General features: G+C 68.9%; 20 protein-coding genes and 2 pseudogenes. 7 read left to right on the top strand and 15 right to left on the bottom strand.

From position 1 onward, the window contains the following. Window positions 1-46: 46 nt before the first annotated feature. Window positions 47-798, bottom strand: a pseudogene (locus tag QAD21_RS01070) (energy-coupling factor transporter transmembrane protein EcfT). Continuing rightward, entirely contained in the window at window positions 795-2936 is a 2142-nt protein-coding gene (locus QAD21_RS01065; RefSeq protein WP_280360388.1) for a DUF2232 domain-containing protein, read from the bottom strand. Before QAD21_RS01065 ends, QAD21_RS01070 begins: the two are co-directional and overlap by 4 nt. A 213-nt stretch (window positions 2937-3149) precedes the next feature. On the opposite strand from QAD21_RS01065, the gene QAD21_RS01060 reads away from it, so the two are divergent. From QAD21_RS01060 to QAD21_RS01050, 3 genes are all read left to right on the top strand, one after another. Continuing rightward, window positions 3150-3671, top strand: a complete 522-nt coding sequence (locus tag QAD21_RS01060) for a hypothetical protein (protein WP_058253731.1) — start codon at window positions 3150-3152, stop codon at window positions 3669-3671. 147 nt (window positions 3672-3818) lie between these two features. Continuing rightward, a complete protein-coding gene (locus tag QAD21_RS01055) occupies window positions 3819-4514 on the top strand; it encodes a TMEM165/GDT1 family protein (RefSeq protein WP_165629233.1) in 696 nt (231 codons plus the stop codon). Between the two features lie 137 nt (window positions 4515-4651). Beyond that, window positions 4652-5413, top strand: coding sequence for an SDR family NAD(P)-dependent oxidoreductase (locus QAD21_RS01050; protein ID WP_065631287.1), 762 nt, complete (start codon window positions 4652-4654; stop codon window positions 5411-5413). 61 nt (window positions 5414-5474) lie between these two features. Here QAD21_RS01050 and QAD21_RS01045 read toward each other — a convergent pair whose 3' ends face one another. The 3 genes from QAD21_RS01045 to QAD21_RS01035 form a co-directional block, all read right to left on the bottom strand. Beyond that, complete coding sequence (locus QAD21_RS01045; protein ID WP_165629235.1) at window positions 5475-6650, bottom strand: MAB_1171c family putative transporter; 1176 nt, start codon at window positions 6648-6650, stop codon at window positions 5475-5477. 42 nt (window positions 6651-6692) lie between these two features. After that, window positions 6693-7205, bottom strand: a complete 513-nt coding sequence (locus QAD21_RS01040) for a hypothetical protein (protein WP_058253708.1) — start codon at window positions 7203-7205, stop codon at window positions 6693-6695. A 124-nt stretch (window positions 7206-7329) separates the two neighbouring features. Next, window positions 7330-7905, bottom strand: coding sequence for a helix-turn-helix transcriptional regulator (locus QAD21_RS01035; RefSeq protein WP_058253707.1), 576 nt, complete (start codon window positions 7903-7905; stop codon window positions 7330-7332). A 293-nt stretch (window positions 7906-8198) separates the two neighbouring features. On the opposite strand from QAD21_RS01035, the gene QAD21_RS01030 reads away from it, so the two are divergent. Continuing rightward, the gene (locus QAD21_RS01030) at window positions 8199-9146 is read left to right on the top strand and encodes a hypothetical protein (RefSeq protein WP_165629236.1); all 948 of its coding nucleotides are present in this window, start codon (window positions 8199-8201) and stop codon (window positions 9144-9146) included. Window positions 9147-9190: 44 nt separating this feature from the next. On the opposite strand, the pseudogene QAD21_RS01025 reads toward QAD21_RS01030, so the two are convergent. Further along, a pseudogene (locus QAD21_RS01025) lies at window positions 9191-10839 on the bottom strand (TM0106 family RecB-like putative nuclease). 227 nt (window positions 10840-11066) lie between these two features. Here QAD21_RS01025 and QAD21_RS01020 point away from each other — a divergent pair. Both QAD21_RS01020 and QAD21_RS01015 read left to right on the top strand, forming a co-directional pair. Beyond that, a complete protein-coding gene (locus QAD21_RS01020; protein WP_165629238.1) occupies window positions 11067-11759 on the top strand; it encodes a DUF6474 family protein in 693 nt (230 codons plus the stop codon). A 208-nt stretch (window positions 11760-11967) separates the two neighbouring features. Beyond that, on the top strand, window positions 11968-12615 hold the full coding sequence (locus QAD21_RS01015) for a hypothetical protein (RefSeq protein ID WP_165629239.1): 648 nt from the start codon (window positions 11968-11970) through the stop codon (window positions 12613-12615). Here the strand turns inward: QAD21_RS01015 and QAD21_RS01010 are convergent. The 7 genes from QAD21_RS01010 to sigK form a co-directional block, all read right to left on the bottom strand. Continuing rightward, window positions 12595-13497 (bottom strand): alpha/beta fold hydrolase, encoded by a 903-nt coding sequence (locus QAD21_RS01010; RefSeq protein ID WP_165629240.1) that lies wholly within the window; start codon window positions 13495-13497, stop codon window positions 12595-12597. The two genes, QAD21_RS01015 and QAD21_RS01010, sit on opposite strands and share 21 nt — an antisense overlap. 22 nt (window positions 13498-13519) lie before the next feature. Continuing rightward, window positions 13520-14335 (bottom strand): cyclase family protein, encoded by an 816-nt coding sequence (locus QAD21_RS01005; protein ID WP_165629241.1) that lies wholly within the window; start codon window positions 14333-14335, stop codon window positions 13520-13522. Between the two features lie 2 nt (window positions 14336-14337). After that, window positions 14338-15501, bottom strand: coding sequence for a PQQ-dependent sugar dehydrogenase (locus tag QAD21_RS01000; protein ID WP_165629242.1), 1164 nt, complete (start codon window positions 15499-15501; stop codon window positions 14338-14340). 446 nt (window positions 15502-15947) lie between these two features. Then, on the bottom strand, window positions 15948-17501 hold the full coding sequence (locus tag QAD21_RS00995) for a succinic semialdehyde dehydrogenase (protein ID WP_165629243.1): 1554 nt from the start codon (window positions 17499-17501) through the stop codon (window positions 15948-15950). Window positions 17502-17569: 68 nt separating this feature from the next. Continuing rightward, entirely contained in the window at window positions 17570-18064 is a 495-nt protein-coding gene (gene rraA / locus QAD21_RS00990) for a ribonuclease E activity regulator RraA (RefSeq protein ID WP_078111901.1), read from the bottom strand. 34 nt (window positions 18065-18098) lie between these two features. After that, complete coding sequence (locus QAD21_RS00985) at window positions 18099-19007, bottom strand: alpha/beta hydrolase (protein WP_165629244.1); 909 nt, start codon at window positions 19005-19007, stop codon at window positions 18099-18101. Window positions 19008-19074: 67 nt separating this feature from the next. Further along, the gene (gene sigK, locus QAD21_RS00980; RefSeq protein WP_068969995.1) at window positions 19075-19689 is read right to left on the bottom strand and encodes an ECF RNA polymerase sigma factor SigK; all 615 of its coding nucleotides are present in this window, start codon (window positions 19687-19689) and stop codon (window positions 19075-19077) included. 376 nt (window positions 19690-20065) lie between these two features. Here sigK and QAD21_RS00975 point away from each other — a divergent pair, with 376 nt between their 5' ends. Beyond that, complete coding sequence (locus QAD21_RS00975; protein ID WP_242697019.1) at window positions 20066-20998, top strand: MBL fold metallo-hydrolase; 933 nt, start codon at window positions 20066-20068, stop codon at window positions 20996-20998. Between the two features lie 119 nt (window positions 20999-21117). Here QAD21_RS00975 and QAD21_RS00970 read toward each other — a convergent pair whose 3' ends face one another. Further along, window positions 21118-21639 carry a hypothetical protein gene (locus tag QAD21_RS00970; RefSeq protein WP_211539245.1) on the bottom strand — a complete coding sequence of 174 codons (522 nt, stop codon included), beginning with the start codon at window positions 21637-21639 and terminating at the stop codon, window positions 21118-21120. 156 nt (window positions 21640-21795) lie between these two features. Then, window positions 21796-25209, bottom strand: a complete 3414-nt coding sequence (gene lysX / locus QAD21_RS00965; RefSeq protein WP_280360387.1) for a bifunctional lysylphosphatidylglycerol synthetase/lysine--tRNA ligase LysX — start codon at window positions 25207-25209, stop codon at window positions 21796-21798. Window positions 25210-25233 lie beyond the last annotated feature (24 nt).

The raw sequence follows: 25233 nt of genomic DNA, 5'->3' as shown, positions 1-25233 counted from the left end.
CAGGGAGCGGGGCGCGTGAACGAGGGACGCTGACGCCCACTCCCGATCACAGGACGAGCGTGACCGTGATGGCAACCGCGCAGGCCAGGCCGATCACGATGAGCGCCACCACATCTGCGCGCCCGGGGCCGGCCTGATGGGCGGTCAGGCGGCCGGTGCCGCCACGGGCGGTGATCGCCTCGGACATCTCGGCGCTGCGTCGGAGCGCCGACGACATCGCCGCGGTGATCAGATCCATGATCCCCATCTCCGCCGACGGATGGTCGCTGCGGCCCTTGGCCGTCGGCCGGAGGCGATGCGCCGCACGCAGCATGCGCAACTCCTCGATGAGCAGCGGAAGACCCTGAGGCACAACGCGATCGCGACCGCCCACTCGTCGACGGGCAGCCGGAGCCACCGCAGCGGGCGCATCAGCCGCGCCAGCGCCGGCGCCACGTCGGCCATGGGGGTGGTCCAGATGACGAGGATCGAACTGGCGACGAGGACGAGTGCCAGGGTGATCGCGCGCAGGAAGACCAGGGCGCCGGGGATGCCGGCGAACGACACGTTGAACGCGACGCCGATGCCGATCAGACCCCAGAACCACCACGGCGGACGAGGTATGGCGCCCAACGGGATTCCCGCGACGAGGGCGGTGATCACCACCACCGCGGCGACCATGCCCAGCGCCGGCCACGACGGCAGCACCCAGGTCATGATCCCGAGGATCAGCACGATCACGAGTTTGGTCCCCGCCCACAGCCGGTGCACGAACGAGTCGCCGGGCACCTGCCGCAGCGGGACGGTACGCATCGTCATCGGGTTCCTCCGTCCCAGCCGTGAGCCTGGTCGATCATCTGCTGCGAATCGGGCAGGAGACGCCCGTCGACCAGTCGGACCCGCCGGGTGCACACCGACTCCAACGACTCGAAGTCGTGCGAGATGATCACGATGGTCATCCCGTCGGCGCGGAGCCGGGCCAGCAGTGCGACGATCTCCTCGCGTGCCGGCGGATCGAGACCGGCCAGCGGCTCGTCCAGGACCAGCAGGTCGGGATGGCGCGCGATGAGACCGGCCAGCACGACGCGTCGCATCTGTCCGCCCGACAGCGCGTCGACCTTGGTGACCGCCATCCGGCGCGGCAACCCGACGAGTTCGAGGACCCGGGCGACCTCGGCGGTGCCCACCTTCTCACCACCGGCCGCCATGATCTCGTCGGCGACGGTGACCTTCTGCAGTTGCAGACGCGCGTGCTGGAATCCGAGTCCGACCGCGCCGACCCGCTCCGTCATCGGCGTTCCGGCGTCGAAACCCGCTCCGGGAGTGATCTTCTCGTGGATGTCCAGCAGACGGCAGGTACCGGTCCCGGGCGGGAGCAGGCCGGCCATGATCCACGCGAGGGTCGTCTTGCCCGATCCGTTGCCGCCGACTACGAGGAGTCCCTCGCCGCGGTAGACCGTCAGCGAGATGTCCTGCAGGGCAACGACCTCCCACGGTGAGCCCGGCAGGTGCGCATAACCCACCTGGTCGAGCACGAGGAGTGGCCCGCCGATCCGCGAGGTCGGTGCGGGCGGGGGCGACGGGCGCGGGTTCGGCGCGCCCAGGTCGGCGTCGGGACCCGGCATCCAGTCGGGCGCGTGCGGCACGAGGCGTCCCCCGGCCAGGTGGATCACCCGATCGGCCGCCGCCGCCTCGCTGCCGCGGTGCGTCACCAGGACGACGGCGATCCCCCGGCGTGCCGGGAGGCCCGCCAGCAGCGCCAGCAATTGTCCCCGGCCTTCCGGGTCGACCATCGACGTCACCTCGTCGGCGATGAGGAGCTGCGGATCCCGGGCGAGCGCCGCGGCGATCGCCAGCCGCTGTTGCTGACCGCCGGACAGGTCCGTGGTCTCCCGGTCACCGAGTCCGGCGAGACCGACCTCGTCGAGCAGTGCTTCGACATCGACGTCGACGCCGGGCGGCAGACCCCAGACGACGTCGTCGGCAACGCGGGAACCCAGCATCTGTATCTCTGGACGCTGCAGGACGAGCGCGGTCCCGCCGTGCGCGCCCAGACCGGGCAGGCCCGGCCGGTGGACCACACCGGTGGACGGGTCGCGCCCGGCCAGGATCTTCGCCAGCGTCGACTTCCCGGAACCGTTGGCGCCGACGACGGCGACGAACTCACCGGGATCGATCCGCAGGTCGATGTCGTGCAGCACCGGGCGCGCCTCCGGTGCATACGCGAACCCGACGCGTTCGAAGACCAGCGGAAGCGGCGCGATGCCCGAATCGTTGGCCGCGGCGACCACCGCGGCCGGGGCGAACCCCGACGGGACGGCATCGAGAGTGTCCTCGCTCGGCACGTCCCGCAGCCGACTGATCACGGAACCGAGGATCCACCACGCGACGAGCAGCGAGATCGCGGTGCCGAGGGTTCCCGACACCCAGACCCACACCCACCAGTCGTCGGCGATGCTCCGGCTCATGGCGTCGAGCCCATCGGCGACGCCGCCGGTCGGGCCCCATCCGTGCAGCCACTTCGCGACGCCGTGGATGGAGTTGGTCATCGCCTCGATCGTCAGTTCACGTAGCGGCACCAGGATCAGGAGGATCAGCACGGAGATCCCACCGAGCACCGGCGAGGCGACCAGCGTGGCGACCCCGAGCACACCGATCCCCCGGCCCCGGCGCTTGATGTCGCCGACCAGGCCGCCGACCAGCGCGGATCCGAGGACGGTTGCCATCGCGCCGGTGCCCGCCATCGCGAACGCCACCGCGGTGGTGGCGACCGTGGCGGTGACCAGGGCCCGCGGCCGCGTACGCGCCGCGATGAGTGCGAGCGGCACCGGGGCGAGCAGTCCGGCGGCCTGGGCCAGCGGGATGACCGACGCGATGACCACCGCCGCGACGGTCAGTCCGCCGAAGATCGCGACGGACGCGAACTCCATGGGTCGCAGCGGGGGCGAGTTCTTCACCGGTCCAGTGTGCCTGGTGCCGTCGCCCCCACCGGCGGGGACAGTGCTCCGCGACCGCCGCTGTCGTTCGTTCGCATGTTAAAGATCCATCACAACACGGTGATTCGAGTTGTCGGCGCCTCGCCACCGGTGGATGGTCTTCTCACCAGGGTCGGCCGTCGGTCCCCAGTCCGTGGATCACCCGAGGTCGTGCCCGGGTCGGAGGAGGACATGATGCAATCGATTCCGATCGGCCTCACACCGTTCCAGCACGAGGGCACGCTGAACGGCATTCTCATCTCGGGCCGCTGGCCGGAGTCGACGCTCGAGTGGACGCAGACGCTTGTGGCCTCGGTCCGGATCGCCTGCCGGCCGGGTTTCCTGCCCACGACGACGATCTTCGGCGTGGTCGAGCAGCGTCCGGAGCAGGGTGAGGCGGACACCGTCGGGATGATGGTCGCGATCGGCAATGTCGTCGACGACAGCTTCGTCGAGGCGGGCCGCTTCCTGAACAATCCGCCGGCGCTGGTCATGCTGCATCCCCCGTCGCAGACGCGCCCGTCCCTGCCCGAGTGTTCGCAGGTCGCCTCCGGCTGCGTGCTGCTGCCCGGACTCCCCGAACTCGGGCTCGAACACCGGGCGGGATGGGCCGAGGCGGAGGCCGACGGCACGGTGGTCAACCTCCGCAATCAGGTGGGTATCGACCCCAACGCCGACCCCGACACCGCCGTGCTGGCCATGCTTCTCGCAGCGTAGGGCGGGGCGGCCGCCCGAAGGCCGCACGACGGGTCACCGACCCCGTGGATACGGGTCCCCGAACATCTGTTTTTGATGGCCTACCTGCGGAAATACGGGTCTTCGACGAGTTGCGTCCCCGAGTTAGCGCTGACTAACCTGGCGTCCGTGATTGCCGCCCTGCTCCTCAGCTTCGGCGTGATCTTCGTGGCCGAACTCGGTGACAAGTCACAGCTGATGGCGATGACCTACGCCCTGCGCTACCGCTGGTGGGTCATCCTCCTCGCGATCACTGTGGCCACCACCGCGGTGCACGCGGTCTCGGTGTTCTTCGGCCACTTCCTCGGTCTGTCGATACCCACCACGCTTCTGACGATCCTCGCCGGCCTGGCGATGCTCGTCTTCGGCCTCTGGACGCTGCGCGGAGACCGGCTCGACGACGAGGAGTCCAGTCGGGCGACCCGCGTCGGCGCCTCGGTGTTCTTCGCCGTCATGTCGGCGTTCTTCCTCGCCGAACTGGGCGACAAGACCATGCTCGCGACCATCACGTTGGCCACCGACAACGACTGGCTCGGGGTCTGGATCGGGTCCACGCTCGGCATGGTCGCCGCCGACGCACTCGCCATCGGCGTGGGTGTCCTGCTCGGCCGCCACCTTCCCGAGCGCGTCATCGCAATCGGCGCGGCAGTTCTCTTCTTCGCCTTCGCGGCCTGGCTCATCACCGACGGTCTGATCGGTGCGTCGGTACCTGTGATCGCGGGCACGCTCAGTGCAGTCGTGATCATCACCGGGATCGGCATCGTGCTGATCCGCCGGGAGAACCGCCTCCGTTCCGACGAGGGCGTCCGAGCGCTCGTTCGGTAGTCCAGGGGGTCTTTTGCGGTTGGTGCGAGCCGTCTGACTATCGTGAAACTGCAGCACGAGCCGGAGCGGCGTCGCCGACGACGGCGGCGCGGCCGGCAGGAGAACGGGTCGGGTACCGCGAAAGGATCACCTCACACATGGACGTTTCAGGCGCTTCCGTACTGGTCACCGGCGGGGCCTCCGGCCTCGGTGCGGCCACCGCACGGCGTTTCGCCGCAGCCGGCGCCCAGGTCTTCGGCCTCGACCTGCAGGCCTCGATCGACAAGGCCGCGCCCACCGAAGGAGTCACGCTGGTCGCGGCCGACGTCACCGACGAGACCCAGGTCCAGGCCGTCATCGACACCATCGCCGAGTCCGGGGCACCGCTGCGTGTCGCGGTCAACTGCGCCGGCGTCGGCTGGGCCGCACGGATACTCGGCAAGAAGGGCCCGCACGAGCTCGACCTCTTCCGCAAGGTCATCGACATCAACCTGGTCGGCACCTTCAACGTCATGCGACTGGCCGCCAACCGCATGCAGGAAGAGTCCACCATCGACGGCGACGGTCAGCGCGGCGTCATCATCAACACCGCATCGGTGGCCGCGTTCGAAGGCCAGATCGGACAGATCGCCTACGCGGCGTCGAAGGGTGGTGTGCACGCGATGACCATCTCGGCAGCCCGCGACCTCGCACGCGTCGGCGTGCGCGTGTGCACCATCGCCCCCGGCACCATCAGCACGCCGATGCTGGCTGGTGTCACCCCCGAGTTCCAGAAGACCCTCGCCGAGGGCATCCCGTTTCCGCAACGTCTCGGCGAGCCCGACGAGTACGCGCAACTGGCGGAGTTCATCGTCGCGCACAACTACCTCAACGGAGAGACCATCCGCATGGACGGCGCGATCCGGATGGCGCCGCGCTAGTCCGACCGACTCGTTGGATTCACCTGAGGCGACTTCGCGTGTTCGAGGGCCGGCCGGCGCGTCACCGGTCGGCCGGCTCCTCGACCAACTGCACGGCGTCGAGCGCCCGGGCCAGTTTGATCAACGGCACGGCATCAGCTTCGAGACCCTCGCCATCCGCCGGCGCCAGATCTCGGACGGCACCGCCGTGACCCTCTCGCGGATCGTGTCCGGCCACGGCGGCCCGCAACAGCCTCGCCTGCACCTCGGGTTCGGCATACCCGAACACCGCCGGGACCCGAGGACTCAACTGCGTCAACGCGTCTCGGGTCTCGACGACGCGCCGATGCAATCGGGTGGTCGGCGTCAGCCGGCCGGCATCCGGTAGCACCACTCCGGGGACCGCGTCGGTCACCAGTCGCCACAGGGGCACGAGTTCGGCGTCGAGGCGTCGACGACGTCGGTTGGCGGCGACCGACTGAACCCGCGCGTAGACCATCGGATAACTGATTCCGATCAGGAACGTGACGACGCCGACGATGGCGACGGCCCGATTCGTCGTCAGGAGCCACGGCGACCGGACGACGTTCGTCGCGGACACGATCACGAACACGATCTGACAGACGGCGCCGACCGCGAGACACGTCAGACCCGTCATCAGAAGACCAAGGGACACACGGAGATAGCCGTCCGCCGTCGCATAAAACTTTCGGACGCTGTTGACGCAGGCGACGAAGCCGTAGGCGAGGTAACCGCTGGCGATCAGCATGAACAGCGCGAAACCCCAGTTCTGGACGGTCCACTCGTCGATGGTCGCGGTCCGGATCTCGACCGGGATGACCAGCATTGTCACCTGCAGTCCGACGAGTGCCACGACGAGGGGCAACGCCTCCCATCCGGCCCGGCGTTCGCGCGTGACCTTCCCGGGAAAGAAGAACACCACCACGAGCGCCGCGACCCCGATCGCGAGGAGCGCGTAGAACGCCACCCTCGACAGGCCGGTGAAACCGACCTCGTTGAGCACGTCGGCGACCGAGTCGTCGACGACGACGAACGCGAGGGTCAGCGCCGCCACGGCGATCATCATCGCCAGCGGCTGCAACCCCCATCCCGCACGGCGGATCTGATCGAGGCGCCAGCAGAACGCGAGGGCGAAGACGCCCGCGGCGACGGCGTTGACCGCGCCGATCCCGACGTCCACCCCGGAGGCCAGCAGATTGACCGTCGGGCCCCCGCCCGCGACAGTGATCACGCCCAACAGGGACTCACATTCTTCCCGGTGCCGCAACCGACCGGCGTGTCACAGCCATCCGCGATGACCCCCCAACAGTTTCTGGAGTCCACGCAGTTCGCCGTGCGACGCGGTGCTCCCGACGCCGGTGCCGGCGTCCTCGGCCCAGCCGAGAATCAACGAGGCGAGCATCTCGGCTTCCCACTCGGCGTCGTCGGAGTAGCACGTGCGCCGGAGCGCGGCTGCCGACTCGTCCTGCGTCAGGGCGGCGATCCCCGCCGCCGAGGCCTCACCGAGGATCTGGTGGCCGGCGATCAGATGGCCGAACTCGTGGACGACGATCTGGTTGCGATGCAAGCGTGAGGTGTGGGCCTGGTGGAAGAAGTAGTCCGCGTCGGTCGCGGCCAGCCAGATGCCGTTGGGAACCCCCGCGGGCAGTGCATGCTCGATCAACCGGATGGGCCGACCGCGACGGTCACCGTACCGTTCGCAGAGTTGAGCCACGTCGAGGGGCAGATCGAGATCGAGCCCCTTCAGCTCGGCGCGGCACAACGCGCGCAATGCGCGCTCGGATCGACGCATGAGCTCATCGAATCACGAGCGCGCACCACGCCGGAATCCACCCGCAGCGATCGACTTCGCTGGCCTGTCCGGGCCGACACCCCTCGGTCCGGAACGAATGGCTCCGCGAACGCCTCACCGGCGGTCAGTCGTCGCTGTGGTCTCCGACGACGCGAAGCCGCGAATCGGCCGACGGCTTGGTGTCGCTCAGACCGGCCGCGATCACGTCCGGCGGATCCTTGGGCAGACCCTGCTGCTCGCGCAGCACCTTGATCAGCTCGTTCACCACCGTGACCGAATCACTCGACAACCCGGCCAGGCGGAAGGCCGCCAGCTGGACGTTCGTGTCGGCCTGCAACCGCATCAGATCGATCTCGTCGCGGGTACGCTGCGCGGCCCGATCCTCGAGAAAGTAGTGCACGTCGACCCCGAAAGCGGCCGCGATGCCCTCCACCGTGCGGAACGAGGGAGACTTGGCCTTCCCCGATCGCAGTTGGCTCAGATACGACTCGCCGAGTCGGAACCCCCGCTCGGTCGATCGCGCCGCGATCGCCTTCGCGCTGTACGCCCTACCGTTCGGACCAGGAACCGTCCGGAACAGTTCCTCGAGCCGCCGGGCGAACAGCCCGGGGTCGAGAGCATCCGCGTCCGTCGTCCTCGAACGATCGGAGTCGGTGCGTCCGGTGTCGCCCATAGGCTTCTCCGCCCCTCCTGAAGTCATGACAATCTTCTCCGAAACGCAAAATTTGAATTTGCAAGCATTAAAGCCCGCTGTACACGGCCGTTGCAACGATCGGTACGATCAGAAAGTACCGGACCGCCGCGCTCTGCGCGTATCACCTGTGAAGATGGTGTAACGATCGATAGTGTGGCGTTCTTCACATTCATGGGGGTCATGGGTTGCCGACGTGGATCCGTCAGATGAACATTCGGGTTCGGCCCGCGGTGCGCGTCGATCCGCCGCATGGTGTCAGCGACGATGTTTCACCCCCTCGACTGTACGCCTGACGAACGATGAGCCACCGTCTCCCGACCCACCGGGGCGCCCGTACCAAGCCGCGTGGTCTCGCCGTCCTTCTGATCGCTCTCGCCGCGATCCTCTTCATCGTCGTGGCGCCCGGGGTGGCGTCGACAGCTCCACCGGGCCCCGATGCGCCAGGCGCCGACTGGGCGGGTGACGCCGACAGCGATCCCGATGACACGGACGAGGTCGACGACACCGACACCGACACCGACACACCCGCGGGCTCGCCGACCGACGACTCGGACACCAGCGACCCCGAGACGACCGAACCCGAATCCACGGACCCCGAGAGCACCGATCCCGAGACCACGGACGAGTCCTCCGCACCGTCTCATCCCACGGGCTGCGGTTGTGGATCGTCGCCCATGCCGGGGACGTCGGACACGACGAGCGAGACCACGAGCACGACCACGACCACGACCACGACCGACGATCCGGATCCGTCGACGTCCGGGCGCGAGACCACGTCCGGGAGCGATGGCGACGGTGACGACCCGTCCCCCGGCACCCGCCGGGAGGAGGACGCTCCCTCGGCGTCCGACGGCGATGTGAGCGGGTCCGACCCGGCCGGCGCCCCCGCGAACACCGGTCCGGCCGTCGCCGACGTACCGACGGTCGCCCCGCCTGGTGGAGGTGGTTCGACCAGGCCGATTCCGGACTCCGGCTCCGGCAGCGGGCCGGACACCGATCGTCGTTCTCCCCAGCCCGACACCGACGTCGAAGCCGACGGCACCGACACCTCGCAGACGGTTTCGGGTGCAGCGGGTCCGCCGGTCGATCCGCCGCAGGCCTCGCCCGGTGTGCCGGAGGACTCGACGTTGACATCGATGCGGAAGTTCGTCCTCGGCGTGGCGCCGGGAGCACTGTTGCTGCTCGGCGCCGTCGCCCTGCTCGGCAGCGGGTCGTTCCTCGACTCGTTGCGCTCGATGCGTCCCTGACACGCGGCGACGAGACGTTCGACCCAGCGGTTCGGCTGAGGTCGTCAGCTCGCCCGGAACCGGTCGAGCAGATCCCGCTCGTGGGGCACCTGCGCGGCCGCGCCGTCGGTCATCCACTCGCGCAACACTTTTGTGGCACGGACATCGTCTTCGTTGTATTCGAGAAGTCGCCGGCGCTGCCCGTCGTCGGGGCGCCCGCCCCCGAGCGCGACAGCCGCCCGGTACCACTCCATCGACGCCTCGCCGCTCGCGTCGTCGTCGCGCCACGAGAACCCCGCGACCGGCGCCACTCGTTTCAAGCCCTTGCCCCGCGGGCAGATGAAGTTCTCGCCGACCGCCTCGTAGATGTCCACCCATTCCGACGATGCGATGAAGGCCTGGACCTCGGCGCGCGCCGGGATGCCCGGCTCGCCGGCAAATCTGTCGGCCGACCCCAGCAGCCATCGGTTCTCCGCCTGCTGGGAGTAGCAGTAGGCCGCGAACGTTTTCCCGGCCTCGCGGGCGGCGGCGCGTTCGGCCATGAGCCATCCCCAGAACTCGGCGAACGACCGCGCTTCGTCGCGCGTGGGCAGCGGGTCCCAGGTGACGAACGGGCGGTACTCGACGGGCGCGGACGAGTCGGTGGTGTCGGTGCGCAGTGTCCCCCACAGATACGCCCCGTGCTCGCCGTAGCTCTCCATGTCGACGTCGATCTCGATGTCGGCGCGGTGGACCCGCGGCGAGTCGACGCGCCGGACGAGCTCGGTGCCGGTGAGCCAGGCGATCGCGTTGATGATCGCGTCGCCGAACCGGACGCCTCCCGGCCAGCCCTCCGGTGCCCCGCGCTGTGCGGCCAGTTCGTCGATCGTCGTGATCCCGGCATTGATCAGGACCGAACCCTGGTTGCCGCTCGCCACGAGACTGACGTCGCGCTTCTCCTCGAGCTCCGGTCCGCAGCGCACCCACCACGGGCACGAACGGCATTCGCTGATCCGGCGGGGCTCGGTGGGGACCTGCCCACCCGCGACCGCGAGCCGATGCTCGAGGATCGCCGAGTAGTCCTCGAGCATCGCCCCGGTGTCCAGGACGACGATGCAGTCCGCGTCCACGCCGATCACGCCGCCGCGCAACTCTGTCGTGTCGGTCGACGACGCCCTGCCGATCTCCACGAGCATGGCGGTGAGATGAGCCAGCCGGAGGTTGTCCCGTCGGTTCGGCGGCCGGTCCGATATGGGTCGGGGCTCGGTGCCCACATCCAGAACGGACTGGTCACCAGGCTGGGCGCACGCCCGTCCGGTTCCGGCGTCGATTTCGCCGGCTGGCTGACCCGGTGATTGACGACGATGACCGGTGTGTAGCCGTCCCCGACCCGCACCAGCAGTTCGGAATGGCCACGGCGCCCGTGCTCCCGGTCGGTCGGCAGGGTCGCGTTCCAGATCCACGACGCCCCGGCGTCGCAGGCACGCAGCGTGGCCGCGACGCGCTCAGCGGTGCTCGCATCGGCGTCGACGACCACGAACGCGCCCGGCTGATCGCTGTGTACCCCGCGGAGCAGCTCGCGGATCGCCGCTCGGTGATCGGCCGCGGCCTCCTTGCGGCGCTGCACTCCGGGTGGATCGGGTTCGTCGGCGGGACGTCTGTCGTGCGCGAAGTCGAGGGCGACCCGGTGCTCGCAACCGGCGAGGTCGCGCGGCGACAACACGACAGGGACCACGCCATCCCTTTCCGGGCTCGAACGGACGGACACGTGGTCGGATACAACCACATGTCATGCTTGTACTTGTTATCACGCGCGCCTGACGTCGGGAGCGAAGCGAGCGGGGCCATGAAGTGCGGCGCCGGACGCGATCGAGCGAGCCGGTCGACACCGGCGCCGGGAGCGGAACGAGAGCAGGCCGGGGGTCGACTGCGGTCTTCTCGGCAGCAGCGAAAGGGCATTCGATGGGATTGTTCTCCTCCGACGGTACGACTCGTGCTCAGCGCAAGGCAGAGGCCAAGGCTCTCAAGGCGAAAGCCAAGCTGGAGGCCAAGTTCGACGCCAAGTCGCGGCGCAAGGAACACAAAGCCCGGCGCAAGAACGAGCACAAGTACTTCCAGAAGGAGATGAAGGCCGAGCGCAAGACCGCCAGGCAGCTCGCCAAGTCCCAGACGAAGGTGAGCAAGGCCGAGGCGAAGAAGTTCGCCGTCGAGGCGCAGGCCGCCGCCGACGCAAAGGCTCTCAGCCCGGCCAGTGTGAAGCGCTACCTCACCGTCGCCCGGCTCGTGGCACCGATCGCCGCACCCGTCGTCTACCGGGCCGCGGTCGCCGGACGCGAACAGCTTTCCACACTGCAGGCGAGCCGCGCGGGGGTCTCACCGGAGGTGTTGCGCCAGTTCAGCGGTCACGGAGCGACCCTGTCCGCGCGAATCGCGACCACCCGTACGGCACTGGAGAAGGTCGTCGCGCAGGACACCAGCTCCGACTCCACGGATTTCGTCGCGGCGATGACCAAACGCCTCGACAATCTGGACATCGCGGTGCAGACCGCCGAGACGATGTCGGCCGGTCAGCGCCGCACCGCCCACAAGTCCATCGCCGACGAACTCGAAGCCGTCGACGCCGACATCCTCGCGCGGCTCGGGGTCCGTTCCTGACCCACGGTCCGAGCCGGGTCCTCGCCGTGCCGGTGGGCGGCGGACGCTTGGGTGAGATCGGCGAGCGATCAGCGGCACGTGTGGAAACAGGCTGCGGGATCCGGTCGCCGGTGCCCGGTTCCGGGGCACACCATTAGGATGGGTGCGAACGTGTCGCGCGGCGCAGCAGTTGCCGGGCGCCTGCCGGATACTTGCGAGGGAGCGCCGTATGACCGAGCCGGATCCGAACGCCACGCCGTCCGCCGGTGAGTCGAACCAAGACGAGCAGGCGCTGTTCCCGATCGCCGCACCGGAAGAGTCCGCTTCCGTACCCGACGCCGCACCCGCCGCGCCGGTAGCGAAGAAGGCCTCGCCGGAGACGGCGGCCGCGGAATCCGGCGGCGACAAGCTCCCGCCGAAGAAGGCGGCGAAGAAGAGCCCCGCGAAAAAGGCCGCCGGGGCCGCACCGGCGAAGAAGTCGGCAGCCAAGAAGGCACCGGCCAAGAAGGCGCCGCCGAAGTCGGCGCCGCCCGCCCCGGAGCCAGTGGATCCGCCGACTCCGACCCCGGAACCCGAAGCGCCTCAAGTATCGTCGGCCACGACCCCGGCGTCGCCCCCCGAGCCGCCGGTGACGCACTCCCCGAAGCCGGCCCCGACCGCGTCCTCGGCCCCCGCGCCCGCCGATCCCACCCCCGCGCCCACGCATCCGCCGGTCGATGTGGTCGCCGAATCAGACGCCGCCCGTGCGACGTTCGCGCAGTTGCGATCGGGTACGCCCACCGAACCCCCGACCACCAATCTCACGCCCGCGTATGCCGGGCTCGCAGCTGTGGTCGCGCTCATTGTTTTCGTCGTGTTACGCAGAGTCCTGCGCTGACGGTCCCACCGCCGACGGGGCGGTGGTCGAACCGTTCGCCGGGGCGAGATCGCCGACCCGGTCGAGGACCGCAGCGACAACGTCGTCGGCGTGCGCCTCCGGCAGCCAATGGTCGGCGCCGCGCAACGCGATGAACTCGTACTTCGCGTCGACCCACCCCGAACACAGGCGGGCCGCTTCCTCGCCGATGGCCGGGTCGGCGTCGCCCCACACGAACGTGGTCGGGACGCGGACCGGCCGGGGCGCGGATCGCTTGTCGGGGAGCGGCATCGCGCGATACCAACCCAGCGCGCCGGGGAGGGCGCCGTACTCACCGATCTCACGGGCGATCCGCGACGCGAACGGTTGCGGAAGTCCCATCCGCTCCCCGAAGTCCGGTTGTGTTCGCATCGCCCAGCCGAGGAACTTCTCGGGCAGGACCGGAACCTGGAAGGCGGCCATGTACCAGGACCGGAAGATCTGTCCGTGGCGCATCGAGCGCAGGAAGGCCCCTGGGTGCGGAACAGACAGGGCGGTCAGCGTCTTCACCCGCTCGGGATGGTGCGCGGCGACCGCCCACCCGACGAGTGCGCCCCAGTCGTGGCCGACGACGTGGGCTCGTTCGAGGCCGGCGGCGTCGAGCAGGGCGAGCACGTCCGCGGTCAGTTCGCTCTGCACGTAGTCCCGTCGGCGTGCGGGGCGAGCACCGGGCGAGTACCCACGCTGGTCCGGTGCGAGGGTCCTGAACCCGTTGTCGTGCAGGATTTCCGCGACCAGTTCCCAGCACGAGGCCCGCTGAGGGAACCCGTGCAACAGCACGATCGGTTCACCGTCGATCGGACCTTCGTCGGTGACGTCGAAGGTGTGGGATCCGCGGTCGAACCGGGTGATGCGCGTCGTCATCGATGACCTTTCTGTGTCCGATTCACACCATGGCGATCACGCGCGCCGGACCGCCGGTACCACCGGCGAACTTCGGTGCGCCGACGATCACGGTCGAGCCATGGGCCGGAACGGCTTCCAGGTTCGCCATGGCCTCGACCGCGTAGCGCCCACTGCCGAGGATCGCCGTGTGGGCACCGGTGGCCCCGCGAACGTCGACGCTGAGCGTGTCGGTCCCGATGGCCACGGCTCCCCTCTCGGCCACGAGCATCCCGACCGCGGCCGGCGAGAAGCCGGCGGCATCCGCACCGCCGGTTCGTGGTTGCCACCCGGTGTGCAGCGCGATCAGCGCGCCGCGCGGGATGGGGCCGTTCCTCGACTCCCACTCGGCGACATCGCGTTCGGTCAACTCGGCACGCCGGTCTCGGCGTGCCCTGGACTCGATGCTGATGACCACGAGCGGCGCGACGAGGTCGGCCGGGTCGATACGGTCGACGCTGATCCCGCCGCCGATCTTGTGCGCCGGTGCATCGACGTGGGTGCCGGTGTGTTCGGCGAACGAGACCCAGTTCGTCGAGAAGCCCGAATCACGCCCTCGCACACGAGACGTCGGAACCGTCACCATCGGCGGGTTGCCCGGCCACACCGGGAACGACGGCGACAACGTGTGCGTGAGGTCGACGACCCGGCCCGCCGGCGCGTGACCCGGCGCTCCGCGGGACGGAGCAGCCAGCCCGGTGCCTGCCGCCACCGATGCCGAGATCCCGGTTGCCACACCGGCTGCCACGCGCAGCGCCGTGCGACGAGACATCCGACGGGCTTCGTCGTGGACGTGCTCGACGATCGCGTCGTCACACACGATCAGCCGTCCGAGCGCACGCGCAGGATACGGTCCGAGCCCTCGCCGTCGCTGGTCGTCAGGACCAGCGAACCGTCGGGCGCGACGGCCACGCCACGCAAGCGGCCGTGCGCGCCCTGCAACGCCTGCGTCTCCGACACCACCCGCCGGCCGTCGTCGGAGAGCTTCAGGAACACCAGTCGTTTGCCCTTGAGCGCCGTCAACACGACGCCGCCGTTGTATGCGCCCCAACCGGTTTCGGGCAGGAATGCGATTCCCGGCAAAGCGATCGTCTCGTTGCCCGAACTCCAGACCGGACCGATCGCGCCGGGGACCCGGACCGGATCGGTCATCGGCACCGATTCGTCGTAGATGATCGGTGTGCGATCGGGCTTGTAGCCGTAATTGCCCCCGGCGACGATGCGATTCAGCTCGTCGTCGCGACTCGTGCCCTGCTCGATGGCGTACACGCGACCGGTGCCGGGCTGGACCGCCACGCCCTGTACGTTGCGATGTCCGAGGCTGTAGATCGGACTGCGCGGGTTCGGGTTACCCGGGGCCGGGGTGCCGTCGAGGTTGATGTTCAGCACCTTGCCGCCCAGGGACGTCCGAGATTGCGGAATCCACGGGGTGGCGTTGTCACCGGTACCGACCCAGAGGCTGTCGCCGGTGGCCGCCAGACCGCAACCGCCGTGCCGACCCGACGCGTTGACCGGAATGCCGCTCAGCACAGTTCGTTCGCGGGCCATCTGAGTCCAGTCGGCGCCCACCCGCCAGGACACGACCTGGATGGTGTGACCGGTCTGCGGGAACTCGATGGGGATGTTCGACAACGATCCCGGGACCCCGGGCGCGCCGGGCACGGTCGACTCCGCCTGGCACGAGTACACGCGACGGGTCTGTTCGAACCGCGGATCGATGGCGAGACCCATCAGTCCGGACTCGCCCTGCGCGAAGATGCGCGACAGGTCAGCCCGCACGTTCACGCGCTGCCCGCCCGGACGCACCGCGACGAACCGGCCCGACCGCTCGCCGGTCAGCACCGTCCCGTCAGGGGCGACGACGACGCCCCACGGGATGCTCAGTCCGTCGGCGACGGTCGTCACCCGCAGCCCGGGCGCCGCGTCGGCGGCCGGCGCGGACACCAGGGCGCCGACGAGCGCAGCCGAGACGGCCGCGGTCAGCACCCTCAGACGCGTCCGACGGGATCGGGTTACGGGGTCTCTGCGCAGGCGGGGGCTCCGGGTCACAGGGCCTACCGTAACCACGGTGACGCCGATGATGCGGGACAACCGGCGTCTCGCCGCGTGACTCGTGCTCTCTGATCCGAGATGAGACCCCACCGCTCCCAGAAAAGCGCCAGGAGCTTGCGGAGGCCGCGGCCAACCCCGCTTCCTGAGGAGCGCCCGGAGCTTGCGGAGGCCGCGGCCGACCACCGCTCCCTGAGGAGCGCCCGGAGCTTGCGGAGGCGCGTCACGAAGGGTCCGGCGACGAGGTTGCGAAGACCCTTCGTGACGCTCGCAATCTCGCTCCTCAGGGAGCAGAGGTCGGGCTCGCAAGCTCGCTCCTCAGCTCAGGGAGCAGTGGTTGGGCTCGCTCCGAGCACAACGGGTTGCTTCGGACGAGGGGGTTCTCAGCGACCCGGCAGGTACTTCAGGGCGCGGACGGCGGTCGGCGTGATGGCGCGGTAGATGCTCGTCGGGACCACCGGCATGCGGTCGATGCCGATGAAACGCTGCTCGGCGATGGTCTGCGGCTCGGTGTACTTCAGCAGACCCTCGTCACCGTGGCGGCGTCCCATGCCGGAGATACCCATGCCGCCCATCGGGGCCGCCGTCGACGCCCACGCCGCGGCGTAACCCTCGTTGATGTTCACCGTCCCGGCGCGCAGTTGCTCGGCGACCTCCTGCGCCTCGGCGCTGCTACCGGCGAAGACGCTGGCGTTGAGGCCGTAGTCGGTGTCGTTGGCGAGCTTGATCGCCTCGTCGGTGGAGTCCACCGGGTAGATCGAGACGACCGGTCCGAAGGTCTCGTTCGCGAAACACACCATGTCGTCGGTGACGTCGGTGAGGACCGTCGGCTCGAAGAAGAAGGGGCCCAGGTCCGCGCGACGCTTGCCGCCGGCGAGCACCTTCGCGCCCTTGGCGACCGCGTCCTCGACGTGCGCTTCGGCGGTCTCGATCTGGGCGGCCGAGGCCAGCGAACCCATGTCGGCGCTGAAGTCGTAGGAGGCCGACAGCTTCATCGTGGAGACATACGCGGCGAACCGCTCGGCGAAGTCGTCGGCGATCTTCTTGTCGACGTAGATCCGTTCGATCGAGATGCACAGCTGCCCGGAGTTGGAGTACGACGCACGCGCCGCGCCGCGCACGGCGTTGGCGATGTCGGCACTCGCGGTGACGACCATCGGGTTCTTGCCGCCGAGTTCGGCCGAGAAGCCGATGAGCCGACGCCCGGCCTGTTCGGCGAGGGTGGCCCCGGTCTCCGAGGAGCCGGTGAACATCACGTAGTTGGTGCTGGCCATGATCGCCTGTCCGACAACGCTTCCCGGTCCGGGCACCACGGCGTACAGCTCACGCGGCAGACCCGCCTCGTACAGCAACTCGGCCAGGGCCAGCGCGCAGTACGGCGTCTGGCTGTCCGGCTTGATCACGACGCCGTTGCCGGCGATCAGGGCGGCCACCGCATCGGACACGGCCAGCGTCAGCGGGTAGTTCCACGGGCTGATGATGCCGACCACACCCTTGGGCAGGTACCGCACGCGCACGCTGGTCGCGCCCGGCAGCATGCCCTTGACCTTGCGGTCGGCGAGCAGCTTGGGGCCGTTCGTCGCGTAGTGCCGCGCGGTGATCGAGACGTCGATGACCTCTTCTTGCGCGTAGATGCGGGCCTTGCCGGTCTCGGCCTGCGCGATGTCCATCAGCGACGCCGCGTTGCGGTGGACCAGGTCGGAGAAGCGGTCGATGATCGCGGCGCGGTCGGCCGGCGTGCGGGCCGCCCATCCCTCCTGCGCCTGGCGGGCCCGGGCGACCGCCACCTCGAGATCGTCGGCGGTGGCGACCGGGATGGTCGCCATCTCCGTCCCGCTGAACGCCTCGACAACGGGGCGCGTGGGACGACTCGCGGCGTCGTCGATGGCGACGAGCGCACCCAGGCGAGCGAAATAGTCGGCGGTGGGCTTCGGCATGGCGGTGCTCCTCAGCGCTGTGCGGGTGTCCGGGTGTTCGATGTGGATCGTGGTCTGCGGTCGGGGCTCTACTGGTTGTCTCCTGCGGCGACGAGCACGATGCCGTCGTCGTCGGAGTAGACGATGTCGCCGGGGGTGAAGGTCTCGCCGCCGATGGTCAGCGGGACGTCGCGCTCACCGGCGCCGGTCTTGGTCGACTTGCGCGGGTTGGTACCCAGGGCCTTGACCCCGATCGCCATCCCGCCGATGGTCTTGGCGTCGCGGATGGCGCCGTTGACGATGATCCCCACCCAGCCGTTGGAGCGGCCGAGCTCGGCGATGAGGTCTCCGACCAGTGCGGTGTGGACCGACGCGTCGCCGTCGACGACGAGCACCCCGCCGGGGTTGGATTCACCCAGAACCGACTTCAGCAGGGCGTTGTCCTGGAAGCACTTGACCGTCGACACACGTCCGACGAACTCCCGGTTTCCGCCGAACTGCGTGAACTGGGTGTCGCAGCTACGGACATCGGCGCCGATGTCGTCGACGAGGTCGGCCGTCGGGGTGAAGGTCAGCTCGCTCATGCCGAACAGTTTAGGTGTAACCGCAAGTAGCTGGTTACTCGCGGGTAGGGATGGGCCGCACCCCGCCGATGATCTCGGCGACGTCGTCCGGGCGCTCCGACACGAGGAAGTGCCGCGCCCTCGGGAGTACCGCGATCTCACCAGCCCCGAGGACGTCCGCGTAACGCCGTTGCTTCCAGTCCCAGAAGGAACGCCACCCCGGCAGCTTCGACGACGCCACGACGACGATCACCGGGACGTCCGGCATCGGCTCGGACCGTCGCAGACTTCGCAACGTCTGGTTCATCGACCCGAACGCGGCGTTCTCGACGAGAAGGGCCAGGAGGTAGGGCGGCTGCCCGAAGACGCGCGTACTCCATCGGCGCTGCTGCTCGCCTCGACCCTCCGGTGGCGCGGGCACGACGCGGCTCCACACCTGGAAACTCGGCCAGCGACGTATCCCGACGCGGCTCGTCACCGCACGCGCCGCACCGACCACCCGATGGGCGTTGCCCACCCGGAACGACAGCGGGACGATCCGCCACGGCACCAGGACGAACGACCCGTCGAGGATGACGACGCCCGCGGTCCGCTCGGGATATCGGCGTGCGAACGCCTCCACATACAGCGACGCCAGCGAATGCCCCACGACGACAACCGGTTCGGTGATACCCCGAGCGTCCAGCACCGCGGCCATCCGCTCCACCTCGCCCAGCAGCGACGGGTGATGACCCCGGCCGATGGGATCGGACAGCCCGTAACCCGGCCGGTCATAGCGGATGACCCGCCACGACGAGGAGAGCCGCGCCACCAACGGATCGAGATCGAACCAGTTGCTCCCGAGCGCCGCCATCAGCAGCAGCGGCGGTCCCGAACCCTCGTCCAGCACGTGGAGCCGATGCTCCCCGACCGTCACGAACTCACCGGGTGAATCCAGACCCGCGTCGGGTGTCGTCTCGTGCACGCGTCCAGTGTGCCCGCGCGGATGGCGCGGCGTCGCCGGACGGCACGACGCGCTCACAGCCGATCCGTCAGCGGTCGTCCTGCGCGTCCAGGCAGCTCCGCAGCCGTCTCAGGCCGTCCCGGATGCGGGATTTCGTGGTGGGCAGGGGTGTGTCGGTGCGTGCCGCCACCTCGGGATAGGTGAGTCCGCCGAAGTACGACATCTCGAGGCTTCCTCGCTGCAGCTCCGTGAGATGTCCGAGGCAGGTATGCACTGCGCTCACCTCCACCGACCGCAGCACCGCTTCGAGCGGAAGATCCTGCGTCATCTCGGGTTCGGCGGCCCGGACGCCGTACTCCGACAACCGCTCGGTCTGCATGTCCTCGGTACGGACCCGGTCGACGGCGCGCCGGTGCGCGATCGTCATCATCCAGGTGATCACCGATCCGCGGGTCGGGTCGTAATCGGCGGCACGCTGCCAGTACTGCAGGTAGGCCTCCTGGACGATCTCCTCGGCGTAGTGCCGATCACGCACCACCCGGACGGCGAGGCCATAGATCCGCGAACTGGTCAGGTCGTAGAAACGCGTGAACGCCGCACGGTCGCCTTCGGCCACCAGGGCCAGCAGGTCCCGTAGGACCTGCGATTCTCCCCCGCCCCCATGATCCGCATTCGCGGTGGCGTCGCTCTCCCTCGGCGCCACGGTTTCAGGTGCTGCCGGGTCGGGGACGAGGCACGGGAAGACTCGGTGGCTGCCCGGGAGTCGCCGTGAACCGGATGTGGGTCGGTTGCATGTCAGCGACGGTCCGCCCGACGGTCCTGGTGTGCGAGCTCTTCGACAACCATTCCGGTACCTCTCGTCAGACGTCGGGGGTCGATGAATAGGTCGTTGGACTCTAGCGCGTCGTTACACATTGTGTTCGGTTGTAGCCCGTTGGGAGGACAGCAGGCCCTTCGAAGGGCCAGGACCATTCAACGACGGCGGAGTGGTACCCAAAACCTCTCCGCGGTGAACTACACATGACATCCGCTTGCCCGGAATCGGCGCGGGCACCTAGCGGTCGGGGTAGGAATACGCGGTGGCCACCTTTCGCCAGCCGGGCCCGGCGCCAGCCGAGATGCTGCGCACGGGTGCGCTCGCCGTGCGCGGCGCGTTCCGGCCGCGCCCGCCGGACCGGCGACTCATCGACGCCATCGAGGACGCCGGGCTCCCCGACGGCGAGGTGACGGTCCGGGTGCGCGCCCTGCCCCAGGTTGCGCGACGGGTACCGCTCGCCGGCCTCGCCGAGGGAGCTCGTACCCTGCGTCGCGCGTCGTCGGCGATGACGACCTTCGTGGTCGAGCACCCCGAGGCCGCGTTCTTGGTCGATCCCGGCTTCTGCCGCGACGCCCATCACCGCGTCCTGCCCGAATTGCCGACGATCTTGCGCCCGCTGATCACCCCGCCGCGGTCGACGGTCAGCACCGCCGACGGTCTCGAGCTGCGGCCGCTGCACCGCTCCCCCGACTTCGCCCTGCCGACGCACGCTCACTGGGATCACGTATGCGGCCTGCTGGACCTGCCCGGCCTGCCGGTGTGGCTACCTCGGCCCGAACGCGAATGGATACTGGCGGGCACGCGACCACCGGTCGGCGGGGTGCGGGCGGCTCTGACCGACGGCCGACCGATCCTCGACTACGAACTCGACGGCCCGCCCGTGTCCACATTCGTCGCGAGCCACGACCTGTTCGGCGACGGCTCCGTGGTCGTCGTCGACCTCGGCGGGCACACCCCCGGGAGCGTCGGCGTCCTGGCCCGCACGTCCTCCGGCCCGGTCCTGCTCGCCGGCGATGCGGCCTGGCACTTCGAGCAGGTAGCGCGCCTGCGCCAGAAGCCGAGCATCCCCGGCGAATTCGTCGACGACGACCGCGACGCGGCGTTCGCGACGCTGCACCGGCTCCACCTGGCCCGCCACACCGTGCGCGTGATCCCCACCCACGACCACGACGCCGTCGGAGCACTCTGCGGCTGAGGCGAACGGGGGGGGCGGGCTCAAACGTGAAGAAGTCACACGCATGGACCTGTCCCGTGCGACACCTCAACTGTCACCTCGGGTCAGGCGGGTTTCGGCGAGCGGTGGCCGGATCAGAATCAGAGGCCCTGATTCGAATCCCCGCCTTGATTGTCCCCGCCGCCTCCGTTGTCCCCGCCGGTTTCGCAGACGGCCGCGACATCCCGGGGCGTGTTCCCGGGAGTGCGGTAGGTCTGGACGGCCCACGCGACCTTCTTTTTCGTCACCGGAGACAGCACCTCGGTCCGCCGGATGCCGACCGCGAAACACCCACCGGTCATTACGAGTTTCTGGAGTTCCCCTCGATCGAGCCACCTGCCGATCCCGCTGTACGGCAGATCCGTTCCGGCGAAAGCCGGCACGATCCCGGTACGCGCGATGTCACGCGTCTGCGCCGCATTGAAGAGCGTATTGAACTCCATACGGACACCGACGTTGGGCCAGAACCAGTTCTGGTAAATCGTCGGGAACGAGCTGAAACCCGCTCCCGCAGGGGTACTCAGGCCGTGACCCTCGCCAACGGGTGCCGCCCCGGCCACACCGCCGTAGAGTCCCACACCCGATCCCGTCAGCATCACGGCCGACGCGGCGATCGAAACCACAACTCTCCGCGCACTTTTCATCTCTCTGAGCCTCCAGGTCAGCTATTCATGAGACAAGTTGCGCTGCGCAGCGTCTTCAGCGTCGCACAGATTGAGGATGGTGTACATCACGCTTAGGAACGCTCATCACACAGGACCCCAGGGTGCCAAGGCACCTCAAGCGTCCTGCGGTTTCGCCAGCGGGAACGCGAGCGACTCGCGGATCGACTGTCCGGTGATGAGCATGACCACGCGGTCGACACCGACACCCAGACCTCCGGTCGGCGGCATCGCGTATTCCAGTGCCTGCAGGAAGTCCTCGTCGAGTTCCATGGCCTCGGGATCACCGTCGGCAGCCAGGATCGACTGTTCGGTGAGGCGTGCCCGCTGCTCCACCGGATCGGTGAGTTCGGTGTAAGCCGTACCGAGTTCGACGCCCCAGGCGACGAGGTCCCACCGCTCGGCGACGCCCGGCTTGCTCCGGTGTGCGCGCGTGAGGGGCGACGTCGACGTCGGGAAGTCGGTGTAGAAGGTCGGGAAGGTGGTGCGATCCTCGCCGAGGTGCTCGTACAGTTCCAGGACGATCTGCCCGGCGTCCCAGTCGGGCCGGTGATTGATTTCCAGGCGGTCACACACCGCGCGCAACTCCTCGACGGAGGTCTCCGGCGTGATCTCCTGCTCCGCGCCCTCCGAGACCACCTGATGAACGGTCTTGACCGGCCACTCCCCGGAGATGTCGACGCGCTCTTCGTTTCCGTCGGCATCGGTGCGCACGATGACCGGTTCCCCGTAGGCCGCCGTCGCCGCGTACTGGATCATCTCGCGCGTCAGGTCGAGCATCTTGAGGTAATCACTGTGCGCCTCATAGGCTTCCAGACTCGTGAACTCGGGGTTGTGGCTGAAGTCGACACCCTCGTTGCGGAAGTTGCGGCCGATCTCGAAGACCTTCTCGACACCTCCGACACACAGTCGCTTGAGGTAGAGCTCCGGGGCGATCCGCAGATACAGGTCGAGGTTGTAGGCGTTGATGTGCGTCTGGAACGGGGTGGCGTTCGCGCCGCCGTGGATCTGTTGCAGGATCGGCGTCTCCACCTCCAGGTAGCCGCGCGCGGAGAGGAAGTCGCGCAACGACTTCACGACGAGGCTGCGGGTGGCGAGCGATGCTCGCGTCTGCTCGTTGATCGCCAGGTCGACATAGCGCTGGCGGACACGCGCTTCCGGATCGGTGAGGCCGGCCCATTTGTCGGGTAGCGGACGCAGGCATTTGCCGTTGATCCGCCAGGCGTCGATCAGGATCGACAGCTCACCCTTCCGACTCGTGCCGACGACGCCGCGGGCCTGGATCAGATCCCCGAGGTCGACGTCGGTACCGAAATCGGGTGTGCCTGGGATGATCCGGGAATCCTCGACCAGCACCTGCACCTCGCCGGACCAGTCGTGGACGTCGGCGAACACCACTTTGCCGAAGTCCCGAAGTCGCGTCACGCGTCCGGCGACGGTGACGACGGTTCCCTCGGGTTCGGCCTTGGCCGCCGCGATCGTATGAGTGGGTTGATCGGCCGGCGGGTACGGATCGAAGCCGCGCTCGACGAGCCGGTCCATCTTCTCGAGTCGGACGCGCACCTGTTCCGGCCGGTGGACGACCGCACCCTCGGGTGTGGCTGCCTCGGCGTCGAGCTCGGCGATGAGCGCGGGCGCGTTGACACCGGGCGGGATCGACGGCGGCCCCTGCGTGTAGTGCTTGGCCCGTCCGAAGCGCGGCAACGTGATGAAACCCTCGGTCACGATCGCGGCGAGGCCCACCCGGGGCAGGATCCGGCTGTCCTCGAAGCACAGGTAGCGCGACTGCCAGTCCGGCAGATACTTCGCATTCGACTTGTACAGCGACTCCATCTGGAAGAACCGCGAGCCGAACATGAGGATCGAGTAGCCCATCCGCATCACCGGCCCGGCCCCGATCTGGGGACCCTGCTCGAAGAACGCCCGGAACGCCGCGAAGTTCAGCGACACCTGGGTGATGCCCAATTGCTCTGAGTTACGGCACAACTCGGCGACCATCGTCTCCACGACGCCGTTGGGCCCGTGCCGGTCACGACGCATCAGGTCGAGCGAGACACCACGACGCCCCCACGGCACGAAGGACAGCATGCCGACGACCCGCTCGTCGGGGGTGCCCTCGTCCATCACGGCCTCGACCAGGAGGCAGTCGCCGTCCGCGGGATCGCCGATGCGCGAGAGCGCCATCGCGAAGCCGCGTTCCTCGTCGGTGTCGCGCCAGTCGTCGGCGCGCGCGACGATCTTCGCCATCTCGGTGTCGCCGATCTCGTTGTGCCGTCGGATACGGACACCGACCCCGGCACGACGGGTCCGGGTCACGGCCTGGCGCACCGCCTTCATGGCCGGCCCACTGAGACTGAACTCGCGCGTGTGCAGGATGGCCTCGTCGCCGATGTTGAGCGAGACGAAACCGGCGGCGTCGAAGGCGGCCGCGCCGCGCGGGCTCGACCCCATTGACGCCGGGTGCCACCCGTACTTCTCGCACAGGGTGAGGAATTCGGCGATGGCATCCGGCCACGACTCCGGATCGCCGATCGGGTCACCGCCCGCCAGTCCGACGCCTACCTCCACCCGGTAGGTGATCGCTGCCCGACCATCGGGCGAGAACACGACGGCCTTGTCGCGGCGGGTCGAGAAGTACGCCAGCGAATCGTCGTCGTTGAACCGCGTGATCAGCGCCCGGATGAGGGCCTCGTCCTCGGCGGTGATGAGCCAGCGCAGCCGTTGCGACCGGAACAGCACGACGGCCGCGGCGATCAGCGCCAGGGCGCCGAACAGTCCCAGCAGGCCGTTGACGAACAGGTGGGTGTGCCGACCGTCGAACGAGGCATCCTGGTCGATGGCGCCGAACGCCACGACCCGGTTGAACGCGTACGGCAACCGGTCGCCTCGGGTCAGCGTGTGCGGGAACGCCCACACCAAGGCCCAGCCCAGCAGCGTCGCGATCGCCAGTCCGGCGATCAGGGTGCCGAACGCCGCCAGGACGGCGCCTTTGCGGACCCGTGTGTAGAACTGACGGTACGTCGACAGCAGGAACATCAGGGCAAGCGCGTCGATGAACAGTCCGAGGTAGATGTTCGTGCGGTCCCACCGCGTCACGCCCAGGTCGTCGGCCAGCGACGGCACGAGATAGAACGCGTTGGTCGCCATGAACAGGATCAGGTAGATGACGCTGATCCACCAGGCGATCCGCTTGCGGGCCGAGAGCGCGACGGCGATGAGGGCGAGCACGAACGCCCAGGCGAAGCTGGTGTCGGGGAGGGTGATGATGTAGTCGTCGACGTAGCGGCGGGGGTCGTGGATCAGATGCCGGATCGCCGGGAAGAGGCTGGACAGCAACGCGATTGCCGCCAGGACACCGACGATCGTGCCGGCGATGTGCGGGGCTCGGGACCCGAACCCGGAGGGCCGTCGGATCTTGTCGAGCAGCGCGAGGGACCTGCGGTCGGCCGCGGTGGGCGTCCGCGGTCCCACGTCGCGGTGCTCGCCGGGATTCTCGGGGTCGACCGGCGCGAGGGGGGTGTCGGTGGCCATGCGTAAAAGGTAGTCGGGATGAGA

The organism is Gordonia sp. SMJS1 (genome assembly GCF_029866425.1).
In the GTDB taxonomy this organism is placed as follows: domain Bacteria; phylum Actinomycetota; class Actinomycetes; order Mycobacteriales; family Mycobacteriaceae; genus Gordonia; species Gordonia hongkongensis.
The sequence above is the reverse complement of the archived record's forward strand: the minus strand, read 5'-3'. Positions and strand labels throughout refer to the sequence as shown.